The sequence below is a fragment of the Paracoccus sp. Ld10 genome (assembly GCF_045064235.1).
Taxonomy (GTDB): domain Bacteria; phylum Pseudomonadota; class Alphaproteobacteria; order Rhodobacterales; family Rhodobacteraceae; genus Paracoccus.
Map to the genome: position 1 here is coordinate 2,501 of NZ_JBISHD010000001.1, position 16,039 is coordinate 18,539.

The window sequence follows — 16,039 nt, forward strand, 5'->3', positions numbered from 1 at the left end:
GCGATAAGCCATGGGGAGCTGAGAATAAGCTTTGATCCATGGATTTCCGAATGGGGAAACCCACCTGAAACTTGATTGTTGTTGCCTTCGGGCAGTCAACAATTGGGTTAACCAGGTATCTTTTACCTGAATACATAGGGTTTAAGAAGCGAACCCGGGGAACTGAAACATCTAAGTACCCGGAGGAAAGGACATCAATAGAGACTCCGCTAGTAGTGGCGAGCGAACGCGGACCAGCCGAGCCTTGAGAGTGACGAGAACAGATTGGAAAGTCTGGCCATAGCGGGTGACAGCCCCGTATCGGAAGCTCAATGGGACGTATCAAGTAGGGCGGGACACGTGAAATCCTGTCTGAAGATCGGGGGACCACCCTCGAAGGCTAAGTACTCCTTACTGACCGATAGCGAACCAGTACCGTGAGGGAAAGGTGAAAAGCACCCCGACGAGGGGAGTGAAACAGTTTCTGAAACCGGACGCCTACAAGCAGTCGGAGCCCCCTTGAGGGGTGACGGCGTACCTTTTGTATAATGGGTCAACGACTTGGTCTGTCTAGCAAGCTTAAGCCGTTAGGTGTAGGCGCAGCGAAAGCGAGTCTTAAATGGGCGACATAGTTAGACGGATCAGACCCGAAACCGAGTGATCTAGGCATGAGCAGGATGAAGGTACGGTAACACGTACTGGAGGTCCGAACCCACACCTGTTGAAAAAGGTCGGGATGACTTGTGCCTAGGGGTGAAAGGCCAATCAAACTCGGAGATAGCTGGTTCTCCGCGAAAGCTATTTAGGTAGCGCCTCGGACGTATTCCTTGGGGGGTAGAGCACTGCATGGATGATGGGGGCCCACAGCCTTACTGAGTCTAAGCAAACTCCGAATACCCAAGAGAACTATCCGGGAGACACACGGCGGGTGCTAACGTCCGTCGTGGAGAGGGAAACAACCCTGACCAACAGCTAAGGCCCCCAATTCGTGGCTAAGTGGGAAAGCATGTGAGACTTCCAAAACAACCAGGAGGTTGGCTTAGAAGCAGCCATCCTTTAAAGATAGCGTAACAGCTCACTGGTCTAATCAAGAGGTCTTGCGGCGAAGATGTAACGGGGCTCAAGCCACGAGCCGAAGCTTTGGATGCACTTTAGAGTGCGTGGTAGCGGAGCGTTCTGTGATATAGAACGCTGCCTCTTTAGCCCAGCAATGGTCTACGGAGGCAATGTTCTGACTGTGAAGCCGGGCCGTGAGGCAACCGGTGGAGTGATCAGAAGTGAGAATGTTGACATGAGTAGCGACAAACAGGGTGAGAGACCCTGTCGCCGAAAGTCCAAGGGTTCCTGCTTAAAGCTAATCTGAGCAGGGTAAGCCGGCCCCTAAGGCGAGGCCGAAAGGCGTAGTCGATGGGAACCAGGTTAATATTCCTGGGCCAGGAGATGGTGACGGATCCCGAGGGTAGTTCGATCTTAACGGATTGATCGGGCTGCTTAGGGGTTCCTGGAAATAGCCCTCCACAAGACCGTACCCTAAACCGACACAGGTGGACTGGTAGAGAATACCAAGGCGCTTGAGAGAACCACATTTAAGGAACTCGGCAAAATACCTCCGTAAGTTCGCGAGAAGGAGGCCCGGTTTTTACGCAAGTAGAGGCCGGGGGCACAAACCAGGGGGTGGCGACTGTTTACTAAAAACACAGGGCTCTGCGAAGTCGTAAGACGACGTATAGGGTCTGACGCCTGCCCGGTGCCGGAAGGTTAAAAGGAGAGGTGCAAGCCTTGAATTGAAGCCCCGGTAAACGGCGGCCGTAACTATAACGGTCCTAAGGTAGCGAAATTCCTTGTCGGGTAAGTTCCGACCTGCACGAATGGCGTAACGACTTCCCCGCTGTCTCAAATGTGGACTCAGCGAAATTGAATTGTCTGTGAAGATGCAGACTTCCCGCGGTTAGACGGAAAGACCCCATGCACCTTTACTACAACTTCGCACTGGCATCAGGATTGCGATGTGCAGGATAGGCGGTAGGCTTTGAAGCGGGGACGCTAGTCCTCGTGGAGCCATCCTTGAGATACCGCCCTTCGCACTCTTGATGTCTAACCGCGGCCCGTTATCCGGGTCCGGGACCCTGCGTGGTGGGTAGTTTGACTGGGGCGGTCGCCTCCCAAACAGTAACGGAGGCGCGCGAAGGTTGGCTCAGACCGGTCGGAAATCGGTCGTTGAGTGCAATGGCAGAAGCCAGCCTGACTGCAAGACTGACAAGTCGAGCAGAGACGAAAGTCGGCCATAGTGATCCGGTGGTCCCGAGTGGAAGGGCCATCGCTCAACGGATAAAAGGTACGCTGGGGATAACAGGCTGATGATGCCCAAGAGTCCATATCGACGGCATCGTTTGGCACCTCGATGTCGGCTCATCTCATCCTGGGGCTGGAGCAGGTCCCAAGGGTATGGCTGTTCGCCATTTAAAGAGGTACGTGAGCTGGGTTTAGAACGTCGTGAGACAGTTCGGTCCCTATCTGCCGTGGGTGTTGGAGACTTGAGAGGAGCTGCCCCTAGTACGAGAGGACCGGGGTGGACGTTCCACTGGTGGACCAGTTGTCGTGCCAACGGCAGTGCTGGGTAGCTATGAACGGACAGGATAAACGCTGAAGGCATCTAAGCGTGAAGCCCCCCTCAAAACAAGGTCTCCCTTGAGAGCCGTGGAAGACCACCACGTCGATAGGCCGGAGATGTAAGTGCAGCAATGCATTCAGTTGACCGGTACTAATGGCTCGATAGGCTTGATTTGATCCGGAAGAAGCAGGATTACCCTCCTTCCTCCAAAGCATCCTTGGACAATATCAGATCCCCAAACGGATCCGACGCTGAGCGTTTCTTTCCTGGTCTGGTGGCCCTAGCGCGAGCAAAACACCCGATCCCATCCCGAACTCGGCCGTTAAGTGCCGCTGCGCCGATGGTACTGCGTCTCAAGACGTGGGAGAGTAGGTCACCGCCAGACCTGGTAAGAAACGCATATATCTCTCTGAAACGATGAAAAAAACCGATCAGGACAACAATGGCGCGGGGTAGAGCAGCCCGGTAGCTCGTCAGGCTCATAACCTGAAGGTCATAGGTTCAAATCCTATCCCCGCAACCAAGCATATATCTCTCTGAAACGATGAAAAAAACCGATCAGGACAACAATGGCGCGGGGTAGAGCAGCCCGGTAGCTCGTCAGGCTCATAACCTGAAGGTCATAGGTTCAAATCCTATCCCCGCAACCAAATTTACCAATAACTACAATGCATTACGCCCCGCATCACGCGGGGCTTTTTGCTGTCCAAATCCTTGGTCAACAATAGGTTAACAAAACAACCCAAACTGCGTGCGAATCCAGTACCTTAGTAGCCAAACCCGCACTCAAACGCACGAAACCGGTGAGAGTTCGTGTTCAACAGGGCGGATGCGGGATTCACGCAAATTCGGCGGATAGAGTGTCGAGCGTCCCGCACGCCCCAGATGGCGGAAGGATCAAAACTCGCTGCTGCAAGCAGAATGGCAGCATCCAAAGGCGCAGCCCGTTTGACTTGGGAAACTCGAAAACAGGCAGCGGCTGGCTAAAAGCTTCTGTCTTTGGATGGACGAGGACAATGTCGCCATGGCCATCTAGATCGCTCTGTCCATAAGCATAAAGCTGATAGAAATCTGCCTGACTTAGCCCGTACTTATCCGTTCCATTGCTTTTCTTCTTGATGTCCAGCAGCTTCCATTTCGTATCCAGAACCAGAAAGTTTGAGCCCGAAGCCTTCACCAAGAAATCTGGCTTCAAACGGAACGAGTTCTGTTCAAGATGTCTCACAAGCGAAAAGGTCTTTACCTGTGGTTTCAGATGGAAAGGGAGAGAGATCTGCCGTTTTAGATGCTTGGCGACAAAGGCCTCAAATACTGCCTCCATTGGAAATAGCAATGATGGCGACCGGTGCCTGCCGGTTCCGGTCAAAGGCGACTCGTGTTCGAGGATCAACCTTGCCCAGGCTAAGGCGTCCGAATAGTGAGCCATGCCGCGATCCAAGCGCACCCGTAGCAGATCGACCGACGGCCGTTCGGAGATTGGCACATCGGCAAACACAAAGCATAGCTCTCGTGCGAGCCGCTGGTTCGTCTGTGATCCCGTCCATGACAGAACCTGACGTAAGGCAGCATGCAGAAGCCGGTTTTCCGCACGATCCGGAGAGAATTCGTCGAACTCGGCAAAGAAGCGATCTCGTCGGCAAAGATTCTGCCGCAAGTGTTCTGCCATCTGCAGTTTGCCACGTAGCGCAAACATATTATCTTGCAGGGCACTATAGTCACTGCGCAAGCCGCGTTTGACGATCTGCTCAACACTGCCAAGAAACGCTTCGATGAAGACCTCAAGCAAGGGCATTCGCGTGGCAGCGAGCTTGGCGTTGTCGGTTTGAATGTGCCGAAAACCGCCAAGGCAGCGCAGCATCTCAATCAACAATTGCCTAGCCTGAACATCCCCACCTTCAGTGAGCTTGCCAACTTTCGGCAAGACCTCGATCTGATAGCCGTCTGGAGCTCGAATGACTCCAACAAAGCTGCTAACCTGGATGGCGCGTTGACCGCGCTTTTGCGTTAGCCGCAACCAAGCTGCTCTGCCCCCTGAAAACTGGACCGTTTGAAACTGGAGTTTTCGGCTAACCTTCCCTGGCTGGGAGAGGAGCAGAGAATGATGAAGGCATCGAGGTTCACGGAGGCGCAGAAGGCGTTTGTCCTGAAGCAGGGTGAGGAAGGCACGCCAGTGGCCGAGGTCTGCCGCAAGGCGGGGATCAGCCAAGCGACCTATTTCAACTGGAAGAAGCGGTATGGCGGTTTGCTGCCGGACGAGATGCGTCGGCTGAAGGCGCTTGAGGACGAGAACGGTCGCCTGAAAAAGATCGTCGCCGACCTGACTTTGGATCGGGAAATGCTGCAGGACGTCATCCGGCGAAAGCTCTGAAGGCAAGCCCACCGACAATGGCTTTATCGAGGCGTTCAACAGCAAGCTCAGGTCGGAATGCCTGAACGCGCACTGGTTCATGAGCCTTGCGGACGCACAGGAAAAACTGGAGACTTGGCGTAGGCACTACAACGAGGACCGACCCCACAGCGCCATCGGACATAACGTCCCGATCGCCCTGCATTATCCCGGCGGCGCAGCCAGCCCGTCGCCGGACCAAGCCGGAAAACTCCAGCATCCGGCGGTCCAAGGTTAGGGAGCAGCGCACAAGCCGGAAAACTCCAGCATCCGGCGGTCCAAGGTTAGGGAGCAGCGCACAAACCGGCAGACTCTCGTTATGATCGAGGGACCAACGGGGGGCAGGTCACATCGCATCTTGGCAAGTGCGGGTGACGTCGTCGATCACTTTGAGCCACTGTAAACGTTGGCCGTTGGCCGTCGGCAAACGAATCAAGAACGAACTCCAGTGACCAGCGCGCATCGGGCCGCGGGTCGATTAAGCTCGGTGCCCTCGTCTCGACAGCCTTGCGCAGGACCTTTCGCTTTCGCGCCGTCAGTCCCTCGTCGCGGCAGATCAGATAGATGACGATCCGGCGGGCGTGGGCGTCGATGACGAAAGCCACATAACCGAAGCCCCTCCGGATGGTGGCGAATGTGAAATCGTCCATCGGCGTGAACCAATGGCACCACAAGGGACGGCACCAAAGCATGTTCGGCGCTGGAACACTAAGCTGCCGGTTCACCTTGTCCAGCGGGCGTGGAACCTTTTTGTCCGGCACCGGCGTTCTTTGCGGCTTGCCGCAGATGATGCCTTGAATATGCTTTTCTCTCATCAGTTTGGCAAACGTGTAACCGGCGATGTCGCAGCTCTCCCGATCCAGCTAACGCCAGACATCACGTACGCCGTAGACGCGCCCGATCCTGGGTTGCAGGGCTGCGTCGCGCCGGGCGCGATCCGACAACCGAGCCGGATCGGTCCGCTTCATCAAACGATCGTCGCAGGTGGATGGGGCGATCGGCAGAACCTTGCAGATCGGCCATTTTCATTGGGCTCGGACCGATGGCGCCTCGATGGTCAAGCCCCATGCTTAACACGACGATCGTTGATGAACCCGACCATCACGCAGGCGGGCGATAAAGCTCCGTCGTTGCAAAATACCCACTCGCCTTGCGCAGATCTCGTTCATCGGCAAAACAGTCCCCGGGACTGTTTTCTGACCCTCCGCACCCTGGCGCAGCTCCAACCTCTCCCGCTCCAACGCCTTCATCTTCACAAACATGTCTGCCGGGATACCAGCGCAATTATCGCTGTCGACCTCGACCTTCCCGACCCACTCGTTCAGGATCTGGGGCGCACAGCCGATCTTTGCGGAGATCGACATGACGGCCTGCCACCGCGATTCATGCTGCGCGTTGGAAAGGAACATCTCACGATCGGCTCGGAAAAACTGACGGGCCCTCTGCTCCGACAGAGCGAAGGCAGTCTAAGGGTATGCGACCGCTTCATACTTCACGCCGGGCCCAAGCACTTTTTCTGAAAACAGATCCTTCATGGCATCGACACGTCACTGATGATGCGATGCCCACCTACGGCATCTCTGTGCCAAGGTGAGTTTGAAACGATCCACAAAGGGGTGCGGTCACATCACTAACCCCAAACGCTGCCGAATTTGGCCTTTCAGTTGTAAAAGGTGCCTTCGGACGTGCCCCCCTTGGGACACAGATCCGCGCAGTTCGAACTGCCCAATGCTTGGCAAGGATGCAGGTGATCCGCTTGTCCGTGAATCCCGCCCGCGTCAGTGCCCGCCCTCAGGTTGAGGCAGGCCTTGCTCAGTATCGGAGGAGAAACCCCGCGGCAGGTCATCGCATCAGCGCTGGTCAATACCGGGCCAGCGATTACGCTACAACTGTTCCGGACGCTGTCCAGGTTGACAGCTTCCGGAACTTGATCTGCTGCTGGTTCCGTGGACACGAAGATAGGATCGTGACCAAGGAACTGGAGAGTGGATATGACGAGACGAAAGTTCAGCCGTGAGTTCAAGACAGAGGCCGTGAGGCTGGTAACCGATCGGGGCGTAGCGGTGTCGCAGGCGGCCCGCGATTTCGATCTGTCCGAGAGTGTGGCTCGTGCCGCTGGATGAGGGAGCTGAGCGCAGCCCCGGCTGCTGCCTTTTGCGGGAACGGGCAGATGCGTGCCGATCTGGCCGAGATCGCAGCCCTGAAGAAAGAGGTCGTCCGGCTCCGGGCGGAGCGTGACATCCTCAAGAAGGGTGAGAGCATTGTCCGCCATTGGTGTAAGGACAATGGTCGAACGCTTTTTTCGCGCGCGAGGCGACATGAGGTTCGCCTTCATCGCCAGGCACCGGCACATTCGGCCAGTCAGTTCGCTCTGCGAGGCGCTGGAGGTTTCGCGCTGCGGCTTTCACGCCTGGCAGGGCCGCCCGACCAGCACGCGCGAGATCCATGAGCCCAAGCTGGTCATGGCGATCGAGACGAGCTTCAAAGCCAGTGATCGAACCTATGGCGCCCGGCGCATGTGGCGCGATGTTCTGGCAGAAGGACTGGCCTGCGGCTCGCACGGGACCCTGCGACCGATGCGCTGCAACGCCTTCAAGGCTCGGCCTCGGCGCAGAGGCAAGCCCAGGGACGATGGTGAGCGCTCAATCATTGCCGACATCGAGCCGGTGAACGCCACCGGTTCGACAGAACCGGCGAGGCTGGACCGGGATTTCCAAGGCAGATCGGCCAAACCAGAGGTGGCTGGCCGATTTCACATACATCTGGACTGCCGAGGGCTGGCTGTATGTCGCGCCTCGCCATGGTCACTCGGACCGTGGCGAGGTCGGCGATGGAAAGCTTCTTCTGAACGCTGAAAACTGAACGCACCGCCCGCAAAGTGTATCGCACCCGAAATGAAGCGCGCGCCGATGTCCTCGACGACATCGAACGCTTCTACAATCCGCGGCGGCGCCACTCGAAACCGGGCCACCTCGGCCCAATGGAGTTCGAGGCGCGCGCTATACTCGCGCAACCTGCCGTCCAAAAAACCGGCAGCAGATCAACTGGCTTCTCAGGCGAGGCTTAGTCAGCCTGCCCCTGGATCAACGGGGTCTTTGATCCCGGCCCCAAGATCCGGTTCAGCATGACAAGTCCTATCACCAGTCCCAGACCCAATAAATCTGTGATCAAGCCGCCTGAAATCATGCACAAGGCCGCCACAAGGAGCCCCAGGCGGATGATTATCCCGGCCGCCTTGCCCCAGAGCCAGCCCTGAACCGAGGCGGCAAGGAAGAAGACACCGACCAGAGCCGTGACCAAGGATTGCGCAATTTCAGCCCAAGGGGCATCCATCAGCAGGGCACTGTTATAGAAGAACATGAATGGCACGATAAAGGCGGCCAATCCGACCTTAAAGGACGCGACTGACGTTCCCATCGGATCCGCGCCGGAGATCCCGGCTGCGGCATAGCTGGCCAAGGCAACGGGTGGTGTGATCGCGGAGACGACCGCAAAGTAGAACACAAAGAAATGCGCGGTCAGCGGGTCGATCCCCAGACGGATCAGGCCCGGCGCGACGACCGACGCCGCGACGGCGTAGGCTGCCGTTGTCGGCATTCCCATGCCCAACAGGATTGCGATGACCATCGCAAAGAACATCGCCAGCAACTGGCTGGTATCTGCCAGACCCAGCAGCAGGTTGGAAAACCGCGCGCCCACGCCTGTCAGGGAGATCACGCCGACGATGATGCCCGCGCAAGCGCAGACCGCGATGATCTGGATCGACATGGTGCCGGCCATCTGAAATGCATAGAGAACCGAACGCGGACCCATGCGATAGGGGGTCAGCCAGCTGACGACCGCCGCGGCTGCCGTGGCATAGGTTCCGGCGCGAATGACCGAATATCCCAGGAACAATGCGACGATAAGGATGATGATCGGCAGGAACAGAAAGACCTGCTTCATCATGTCGGCCACTTTTGGCAACTCGTCGGCACGCATACCGCGCATCCCCATCCGGGCCGCCGACAGATCCACCATGAAATAGACCGAGGCAAAATACAGGATCGAGGGGATGATCGCGGCGATGGCAATTTCCTGATAGGGAATGCCGGTGATCTCGGCCATGATGAAGGCTCCTGCCCCCATGATCGGCGGCATGATCTGCCCTCCGGTCGAGGCCGCGGCCTCGATCGCGCCCGAGGTTTTCTTGTCGTAGCCGACCTTGTGCATCAGCGGAATGGTCAGGCTGCCGGTGGCCACCACATTCCCCGCCGAGGTACCGTTGATCATCCCCATCAGGCCGCTGGCAAAGATTGCCACCTTGGCCGGCCCGCCGCGCTGACGACCGGTCAGGGCAAAGGCGAAATTGATGAAGTACTCGCCCACCTTGGAGGCCTGGAGAAAGGCCGCGAAGATGATGAACAGGATGATGTAGGTCGAGGAAACCGCCGTCGTCTGACCCAGAATGCCGACATCGGTATAGACCTGACTGAAGAACCTTTGCAGCGCGATCCGTGGCGAATTCAGGACCCCCGGCATCAGGTGCCCGATCCAGACATACGCCAGAAATATGCCCGCGATGATCGGCAACGCCAAGCCGGTGACCCGCCGCGTCAGCTCGAGGATCAGCGCGGTTCCGGCGATCCCCGCCATGGAGATGCCAAGCGGGGCAAATGCCGTGCCGGTCGTGGCGCGGATTGGCATATTGAAGATGGTGATCAGATAGCTGGCCACAGCCACCCCCGCCACCAGCAGGACCAGATCCGCCGCGTTTATCCGGTCGCGCGGGCGTTGATGGACCCAGGAAATGGCGATGGCCCCAAAGGTGGCGACCAGCAACGGCGCGCCGAACAGCCAGCGTTCGTTGAACATGATGGTCGGGTCCATCCCGCTCCACTGCGTGCCCGAGGCGATCAGGTTCTGAAACCAGAAGGTTACTCCCAGGGAAAAGATCGCCGGGATCAGCAGCATGAGGGAGGCCATGTTCAGCATGCGGTCGCGCGCGGTATCGGCGCGATCGACAAAGGACGTGCCCGAGAACATCAGAAAGCCCAACCCGGTCGCGCCGGCGATATGGACCGTACGATAGGTCCAGGTCTCCATCGGAAGGCGCGGCAGAAAGGGCAGATCGACGACGCCGCCGGTCATGTTGCGGATCGACAGGCCGTTCAGCGCGGCAATGTGAAAAAACGCATAGATGGCAAGGGTTACGGCGATGATCCTGAAGGTCAGGCCATCATAAAGACGCCGGTTGTATTCAATGACCTCTTCATCGGCGCCTGTTCCTACCAGCGGCGCGGCTCCGTCCCGGGCACCGGACGGTGCAAGGCCGGACTGAGTCGCCCCGACCTGACCGATCTCGGCCCGCGTCCCATCGGGGTGATCCCCCGGCACGTCATCGCGTGGCCTGTCGGTCACTGTCATCTTGGTATTCCCCTTGTCATATCATCAAAGACCGGGGAATCGTTCCCCGGTCAGTCAAAGCCGCCGGGCCCTGATGGCCCGACATTGTGTCGATGTTACTGCTTGATCATGTCGTCAGGGATCTGGGCGCCATTTTCGTTGAACCAGCGTGCCGCACCCGGGTGCCACGGGATGACCGTGTTCTTGTCCCAGTTTTCGACCACTGCTGTTTCGGCTGATGAATGGACCTGCACCATCCGGGCATTGTCGCCCATGATAACGCGCGTGGCCTCATAGACAAAGCTCTCTGGCAGGTCGCAGTTGGCGATCGCAAAGTTCCACATCGACACGGCGCGCGCAGGCTCGGTCAGCGTCTGATAGGTGTCGGCGGGGATCTCGAAATTCGCGACCGGGAATTCTTCGGTTATCTGTGCCTGTTCCGCTTCGGTGAATTCGATGATGCTGATGTCGTTCGATGCCTCCAACTGAGAGACTTCGGGAATCGGCACGCCTGCAGCGAAAGCGATCACGTCCAGCAATCCATCCTGCAACTGGCCGCCCAGATCGCTCCAGCCACCGTTGCGCCGCTCGAATTCGACGCCCAGAGCCGTCAGCATTTCGGGAAAATAGGTGTCTGCCGTCGCCCCGGAAGGGCCAAAGCCCACGCGTGAACCGTCCGGGATCTCGCTCAGCGAGGTGATCCCCGAACTGGCCAGCGCGACCGCATGAAAGGGCGTTTCGTACATCGGGAAATGCGCACAGACATTGGTCATTTCCAGACCGGGTGCCAACGGGCTTTCGCCAGCAATGCTTAGCTGGGCAGGCCCCATCGTGGTCATGCCAAGGGCCGCCTCGCCCGTATGGACCAGGGCCATGTTCTGCATCGGCCCACCGGTCACCTCTGCACCGCCCGTGACGCCCAACTCCTCGGCGATGAGGTTCGCGTAACCCGAACCGAACACGAAGAACGTCCCGCCCTGGGACGCTGTGCCTACGGTAAAGCTGGCGGGCCAGTCAGTGCGGTCAACGTCTTGTGCGACGGCGGGCATCGCAGCGGCCAGTGCCACGATCGATGTCCCAAGAATTGATTTGATCATTCTATTCCTCCCAGAATATGGCGGTACCGACTCGCGATGATGATTTGGTCAAAGCGCTGCTCCCGCGGTTTTGCGATGATAACGAATAGTGACGGCCGGTCAAACTGTTAGGGCGTGGAATCGCCCTTGCTCACAGCCGGAACAGAACTGTTTCAATCAGAGCGATAGTAGCGAGACAGGTCTTCGGGCGCGTGGCAAACCGCCTCCGCTCCTTCAGCCGACCGCACATGACCGTGATGCGATTGCGCCGCCTGTACCAGCGCCCGCCGCATCCGACAGCCTCCTCGCGAAGGGTGCACGCTTCAAAGCCACCATCCTGCAACGCCTTTCGCAGCCACTCAGCGTCATGGCCCCAGCCTGCCAAAAGCCCGTCAGCCTGCGGCAGTTTGTCCTAAGGTGTTGGAGCGGCGGTGTCGTCACTGTCCCATTCTGCTGCGATGAAATGGCGAATTTGCTGACCTTTCGCATCGGTGTCAGCCTGCGGCATCGTGTTCAGTTTGCAGGCGGAACTGTCACCCAGACAGTCGCCATTTCCCTTTGGACCCACTTGTTCTGCCGACTTGGCGACCGCGCAGGCCTTGTTGGCACCCAGGCTGTAGTTCGCGCTGTGCGCCTTCAAAGAGGTCGTGTCGATGATGACCCGCGTCGGATCGGCACCCTCCCCCGCCTGACCCGCGATCATTCAGGCAAAGACACCATGGTTGCTCAACCATTTCAGACGACTGCAGAGGGCCGTTGCCGGCCCACGATCCCTTTTGGGGATTCTAGAAAACCAATGGCATTCAGTCCCTCCTCATCGCACCACCGCAATTGATAAGGATGATTTCACCACGAACACGCAAATCATCTGCATGCGGACGACCATGATTCTGGAAACGAACAGAGGGAGCGGTGAAATCTGCGCCCCGGTCAGCAAGAGCGCCTTGCTTGTCGTGATGGTCTGCCCACGAAGCTCTGGCCGACATGCTAATAAATATCAATTACCATCCATTTTTTAGCAAAGCGCAACTGTGGATTGCTATCAGGGGTTAGACTTATATTGACCTTTTTGTATCTTAGTGTCGCCTACCCGGCCATCATCATGATGCCACTCACTGCACGGATCTATACAGTTCGGTTTGGTATTGGTTGTCAGCATCCAGTCGGTATCATAACGCTCTGACGACACGACATGGGGTTGGTACGAAATCGGGTCATTCGAGGTCTGTGTCTTCGCGGGGTGCAGTGAATAAGGGTTCTGACTACAGGACAGTGATTTATCGTGTTCGTACGGACAACAGATGCGCAAGCGTGTTGTCCATGCGGCAGTACGTCGGTACGCAGTAGTGGCGTGCCCATTAAAACGTCGTAACCGTGGGAACGTCTGGCATAGTGGCGCATTTTGACCGCATGGATAATCAGTTGAATTTCAAACAATCTCGTTTCAGCGCGGAATTTGATGGCGTTGGTCGGCACGGACATGCGGGATCCTGCAGGTCGCTTTCATGGTGCCTTGGCCTGACCACAGGACGGCATGGGTCCGTGCAACGATGACGACCGCGAAATCGTGGCACCACGCCTCCATATCGGAACATAGTCGGTTCGACGCGATCATCGTCGGCTCTGGCGCGGCTGGCGGCGTGGCGGCCGCCGCGCTGTGCGAAGCGGGCCTGCGCGTTGCGGTGCTGGAGGCAGGCTCGGGTCCGGTCAGTCGCGTCACCAAGGCGCTGACAGCACTGGCGCGGTTTCTGGACAGAACCCAGGCGGAGAGCCGTTTACCCCCCGCTTTGGCACGGTTCGGCGAACGCGTGTTTCGCCTGCTGGGCCGTGCTCGCCAGCCCGTGCAATCGCGATGCTTTGCATGGGCGATGGCGCCAGATGTGCTGGTCGACGATCGCGACTGTCCCTATCAGACCGAAGACGGCAGCCAGTTCCTGTGGTTTCGCGCCCGGCAGCCGGGGGGACGAATGACCGTGCCCGGTCATGGGCGGCAATATTACCGACTTTTGGGAATGGAACCTGACAGATCGAACAGCGTCGACGATGGCTGGCCTTTTGCGCTGGACGATGTCGACGACTGGTATGGATGGGTCGAAGACAAACTGAAACTGCGTGGCGGTTCCCAGACAGATCCGGGCCCGGAAACAAGCCGATTGTCGCACGTGCTGCAGCCGACGGCCTCTGAGAGTGCGATCATGGACGGAATTCGGTCCAGATGGCCCGGGGCACGGCCCGTGCTTGGCAACTTTGCGCCACCCCTGTCATGGCTGGACCTGGCTGCTGGAACCGGTCGCATGACGTTTCAGGCCGGGGCCGTGGTGCGGCGTGTGCTCAGGGGTCAGACGGGGGCGGCCGATGGCGTGGAGTGGGTGGACAGTCGGACAGGCGCCGTACGCACCGCCCACGCACCGATCGTCTTTCTATGCGCCTCGGCAATCGAAAGCACGCGCATCCTGTTGTTGTCGCGAACGGGTGGCGACACCCAGGGCATCGGGACAGGCTCGCCAGCGCTTGGCAGCAACCTGATGGACCACGCGGTCATGAGCGGGACGGGCCTGTGGTCGGGATCAAACGATGTCATGCCTGAACAGGCGGAACCGGGCCGCTGCATCCATATTCCGCCGGATGAGTCCCTGCATCCGTCGATCAGCATGCAGATTCACGTGCACCCCAGGCCTGACGGGACCGCACGCGTCGATATCGTGTCATTCGCAGAGATGCTGCCGGATGCCTGGAACCGGGTAACGCTGTCGCCGTCGCAGACCGACCGCTATGGCATGCGCGTTCCCGTCATCCGTTTCCGCCATTCCGACGACCAGCGTGCCCTGGCCGCCCAACAGGCGCGGATCATCCGCGATCTGGCCGCGGATCTGGGCATGACGGACCTGATCGTCAACACCGATCTGTCGCCCGGCGGGACAAGCGTGCACGAATGCGGCACCGCGCGCATGGGCACCGACCCTGCAACATCGGTCGTCGACCCGAACAACGAATGCTGGGATGTGCCGGGGCTTTATGTCACCGACGGTGCGTGCTTTCCCCGCCAGCATGTTCACAATCCGACACTGACGATGATGATGCTGACCGCGCGAGCGGCGGCACATGCGGCCGCACGCTGATCACCTTTGGCCGGCCAGCTTTCGGGCGACCATCGCCATCAGCGGGGTGGGATAGCGCATCCCAAGCGTGACGATGCAGGTCCGGTCCAGAATATCCAGCGTGCGGGCGCACATGTCCGGCGTATAGTCGATGTCGCGTTTGGCCCAGGCCCATGGGTTCATCTTCGGGTGGAAGGTCCGCTTGTTCAGGATCGGCTCCCAGTTGGTGTACAGGTGCTTGGAACTGTCGCGCAGCCTGTTGTGCACGCCGCGGCGGCTGGTCAGTTCGATCGCGGCCTCGCGGGTCGGGGCCAAAATCGACAGGCTGACGGCCGATGCGGGGTCGTTGTGGGGGGTGACCTTGAATTCGGTGCTGTGGTCCAGGATCTCGGCCAGAATGGCGCGGCGCTTTTGCATGCGGCGCAGCATCGGGACCACCTTTTTCAGCTGCACGCGCAGCATGGCGCCGTCAATCTCGGTGACCTTCATGTTCGTGCCGACGAATTCCGGCTCGTTCAGCCGGTCACCATGCTGGCGGACCATCGACCCCAGGTCATGATAGCTGCGCGCGCGGATGAAATAGCGTTCGTCACTGGTCAGGACGGCACCACCCTCGCCGATGTTCATGTTCTTCATCTTGTTGAAGCTGAACACCCCCAGATCGCCGATCGCCCCGCAATGGCGATCCTTGTAGCGGATGCCGACGGCCTGCGACGAATCCTCGATGACGATCAGGTCGTGTTCCTTGGCAATTGCCATGATCGCGTCCATGTCGCAGGGGGCATTGACCATGTGCACGGGAATGATGGCGCGCGTATGCGGGGTGATCTTGGCCCAGATGTCCTCGGGGTCCATCGTCAGCGTCTCGTTGATATCGACCAGGATCGGCACGGCGCCCACCTGCACCGGCGCGGCGGCTGTCGCCATCCAGGTATAGGCCGGCACCAGCACCTCGTCGCCGGGACCGATCCCGGCGGCGGCCAGTGCGGCGATCAGCCCGCTGGTCCCTGACGTGACGGCCAGCACATGCGCCGCGCCGGTTCGGGCACCCAGTTCGCGTTCGAACAGGGCCGTTCGGCTTGCCCCGCTGTCATAGCGCAGCAGATTACCGCTTGCGATGGCGCGTCCGACCGCGAACCACTCTCTGAGACCGACGTCTGGCACTGTTCGCTCCGTATGGCGTTGAATGGCGTTGAATGGCACCATCCCGCGCGAGGGGCCGAACAGCAAGAGGGACTTGCATCATCTGGCCGGTGCGAATGCTGCGACGATACACCCGATCCCCGGTGATGTCATGGGCATCAGCGGGGATCGGCACTTGGGCAATGCCACGCCCACATCCAGGCCGGCGTGCAGGCAGGCCGGCGTGCCGGACCCAGTTTCTGCCCTGTCGGCAGCATTCCCGGCAAGCCCGGACTTGGCAGCGACCCAGTGCGGGTTGCCAGATCCAATGCGAACTGCGCTGCGCGATGCGCAGGCAATCCGACCGCTGTCACGGACAAAC

7 protein-coding genes, 2 tRNA genes, 2 rRNA genes and 3 pseudogenes (1 of these 14 only partly in view) are annotated in these 16,039 nt (G+C 58.9%); 7 read left to right on the top strand and 7 right to left on the bottom strand.

The window, feature by feature from the left end; genetic code table 11:
• From ACJJVR_RS00020 to ACJJVR_RS00035, 4 genes are all read left to right on the top strand, one after another.
• Positions 1-2,765 (top strand): 23S ribosomal RNA (locus ACJJVR_RS00020); it begins 68 nt to the left of the window's first position.
• A gap of 95 nt (positions 2,766-2,860) precedes the next feature.
• Positions 2,861-2,975, top strand: a 5S ribosomal RNA gene (gene rrf / locus ACJJVR_RS00025).
• Between the two features lie 61 nt (positions 2,976-3,036).
• Positions 3,037-3,113, top strand: a tRNA-Met gene (locus ACJJVR_RS00030).
• Positions 3,114-3,163: 50 nt separating this feature from the next.
• Positions 3,164-3,240, top strand: a tRNA-Met gene (locus tag ACJJVR_RS00035).
• A 188-nt stretch (positions 3,241-3,428) separates the two neighbouring features.
• On the opposite strand, the gene ACJJVR_RS00040 is transcribed toward ACJJVR_RS00035, so the two are convergent.
• On the bottom strand, positions 3,429-4,604 hold the full coding sequence (locus ACJJVR_RS00040) for an McrC family protein (protein WP_405401204.1): 1,176 nt from the start codon (positions 4,602-4,604) through the stop codon (positions 3,429-3,431).
• Between the two features lie 87 nt (positions 4,605-4,691).
• On the opposite strand from ACJJVR_RS00040, the pseudogene ACJJVR_RS00045 reads away from it, so the two are divergent.
• A pseudogene (locus ACJJVR_RS00045) lies at positions 4,692-5,214 on the top strand (integrase core domain-containing protein).
• 111 nt (positions 5,215-5,325) lie between these two features.
• Here the strand turns inward: ACJJVR_RS00045 and ACJJVR_RS00050 are convergent.
• Together ACJJVR_RS00050 and ACJJVR_RS00055 are read right to left on the bottom strand one after the other, a co-directional pair.
• Positions 5,326-5,542: pseudogene (locus tag ACJJVR_RS00050) on the bottom strand (IS3 family transposase); the annotation flags it as partial.
• Positions 5,543-6,046: 504 nt separating this feature from the next.
• The gene (locus ACJJVR_RS00055; RefSeq protein WP_405401206.1) at positions 6,047-6,385 is read right to left on the bottom strand and encodes a hypothetical protein; all 339 of its coding nucleotides are present in this window, start codon (positions 6,383-6,385) and stop codon (positions 6,047-6,049) included.
• A gap of 582 nt (positions 6,386-6,967) precedes the next feature.
• On the opposite strand from ACJJVR_RS00055, the pseudogene ACJJVR_RS00060 reads away from it, so the two are divergent.
• Positions 6,968-8,043 (top strand): annotated as a pseudogene (locus tag ACJJVR_RS00060) (IS3 family transposase).
• Here ACJJVR_RS00060 and ACJJVR_RS00065 read toward each other — a convergent pair.
• The 3 genes from ACJJVR_RS00065 to ACJJVR_RS00075 all read right to left on the bottom strand — a co-directional run bounded on the left by ACJJVR_RS00065 (position 8,040) and on the right by ACJJVR_RS00075 (position 12,140).
• Complete coding sequence (locus ACJJVR_RS00065) at positions 8,040-10,382, bottom strand: TRAP transporter permease (RefSeq protein WP_405401208.1); 2,343 nt, start codon at positions 10,380-10,382, stop codon at positions 8,040-8,042. The pseudogene ACJJVR_RS00060 and the gene ACJJVR_RS00065 sit on opposite strands and share 4 nt — an antisense overlap.
• A gap of 95 nt (positions 10,383-10,477) precedes the next feature.
• A complete protein-coding gene (locus tag ACJJVR_RS00070; RefSeq protein WP_405401210.1) occupies positions 10,478-11,458 on the bottom strand; it encodes a TAXI family TRAP transporter solute-binding subunit in 981 nt (326 codons plus the stop codon).
• A gap of 391 nt (positions 11,459-11,849) precedes the next feature.
• Positions 11,850-12,140 (bottom strand): hypothetical protein, encoded by a 291-nt coding sequence (locus ACJJVR_RS00075; RefSeq protein ID WP_405401211.1) that lies wholly within the window; start codon positions 12,138-12,140, stop codon positions 11,850-11,852.
• An 847-nt stretch (positions 12,141-12,987) separates the two neighbouring features.
• On the opposite strand from ACJJVR_RS00075, the gene ACJJVR_RS00080 reads away from it, so the two are divergent.
• The gene (locus ACJJVR_RS00080; RefSeq protein ID WP_405401213.1) at positions 12,988-14,556 is read left to right on the top strand and encodes a GMC oxidoreductase; all 1,569 of its coding nucleotides are present in this window, start codon (positions 12,988-12,990) and stop codon (positions 14,554-14,556) included.
• Here ACJJVR_RS00080 and ACJJVR_RS00085 read toward each other — a convergent pair whose 3' ends face one another.
• On the bottom strand, positions 14,557-15,699 hold the full coding sequence (locus tag ACJJVR_RS00085) for a DegT/DnrJ/EryC1/StrS family aminotransferase (protein ID WP_405401215.1): 1,143 nt from the start codon (positions 15,697-15,699) through the stop codon (positions 14,557-14,559).
• Positions 15,700-16,039: the final 340 nt, after the last annotated feature.

What these genes read in the sequence shown, in the direction of transcription:
- ACJJVR_RS00055 (WP_405401206.1), bottom strand. Translation starts at nt 6,385, where the DNA reads ATGTTCCTTTCCAACGCGCAGCATGAATCGCGGTGGCAGGCCGTCATG.
- ACJJVR_RS00065 (WP_405401208.1), bottom strand. Translation starts at nt 10,382, where the DNA reads ATGACAGTGACCGACAGGCCACGCGATGACGTGCCGGGGGATCACCCC.
- ACJJVR_RS00070 (WP_405401210.1), bottom strand. Translation starts at nt 11,458, where the DNA reads ATGATCAAATCAATTCTTGGGACATCGATCGTGGCACTGGCCGCTGCG.
- ACJJVR_RS00075 (WP_405401211.1), bottom strand. Translation starts at nt 12,140, where the DNA reads ATGATCGCGGGTCAGGCGGGGGAGGGTGCCGATCCGACGCGGGTCATC.
- ACJJVR_RS00080 (WP_405401213.1), top strand. Translation starts at nt 12,988, where the DNA reads ATGACGACCGCGAAATCGTGGCACCACGCCTCCATATCGGAACATAGT.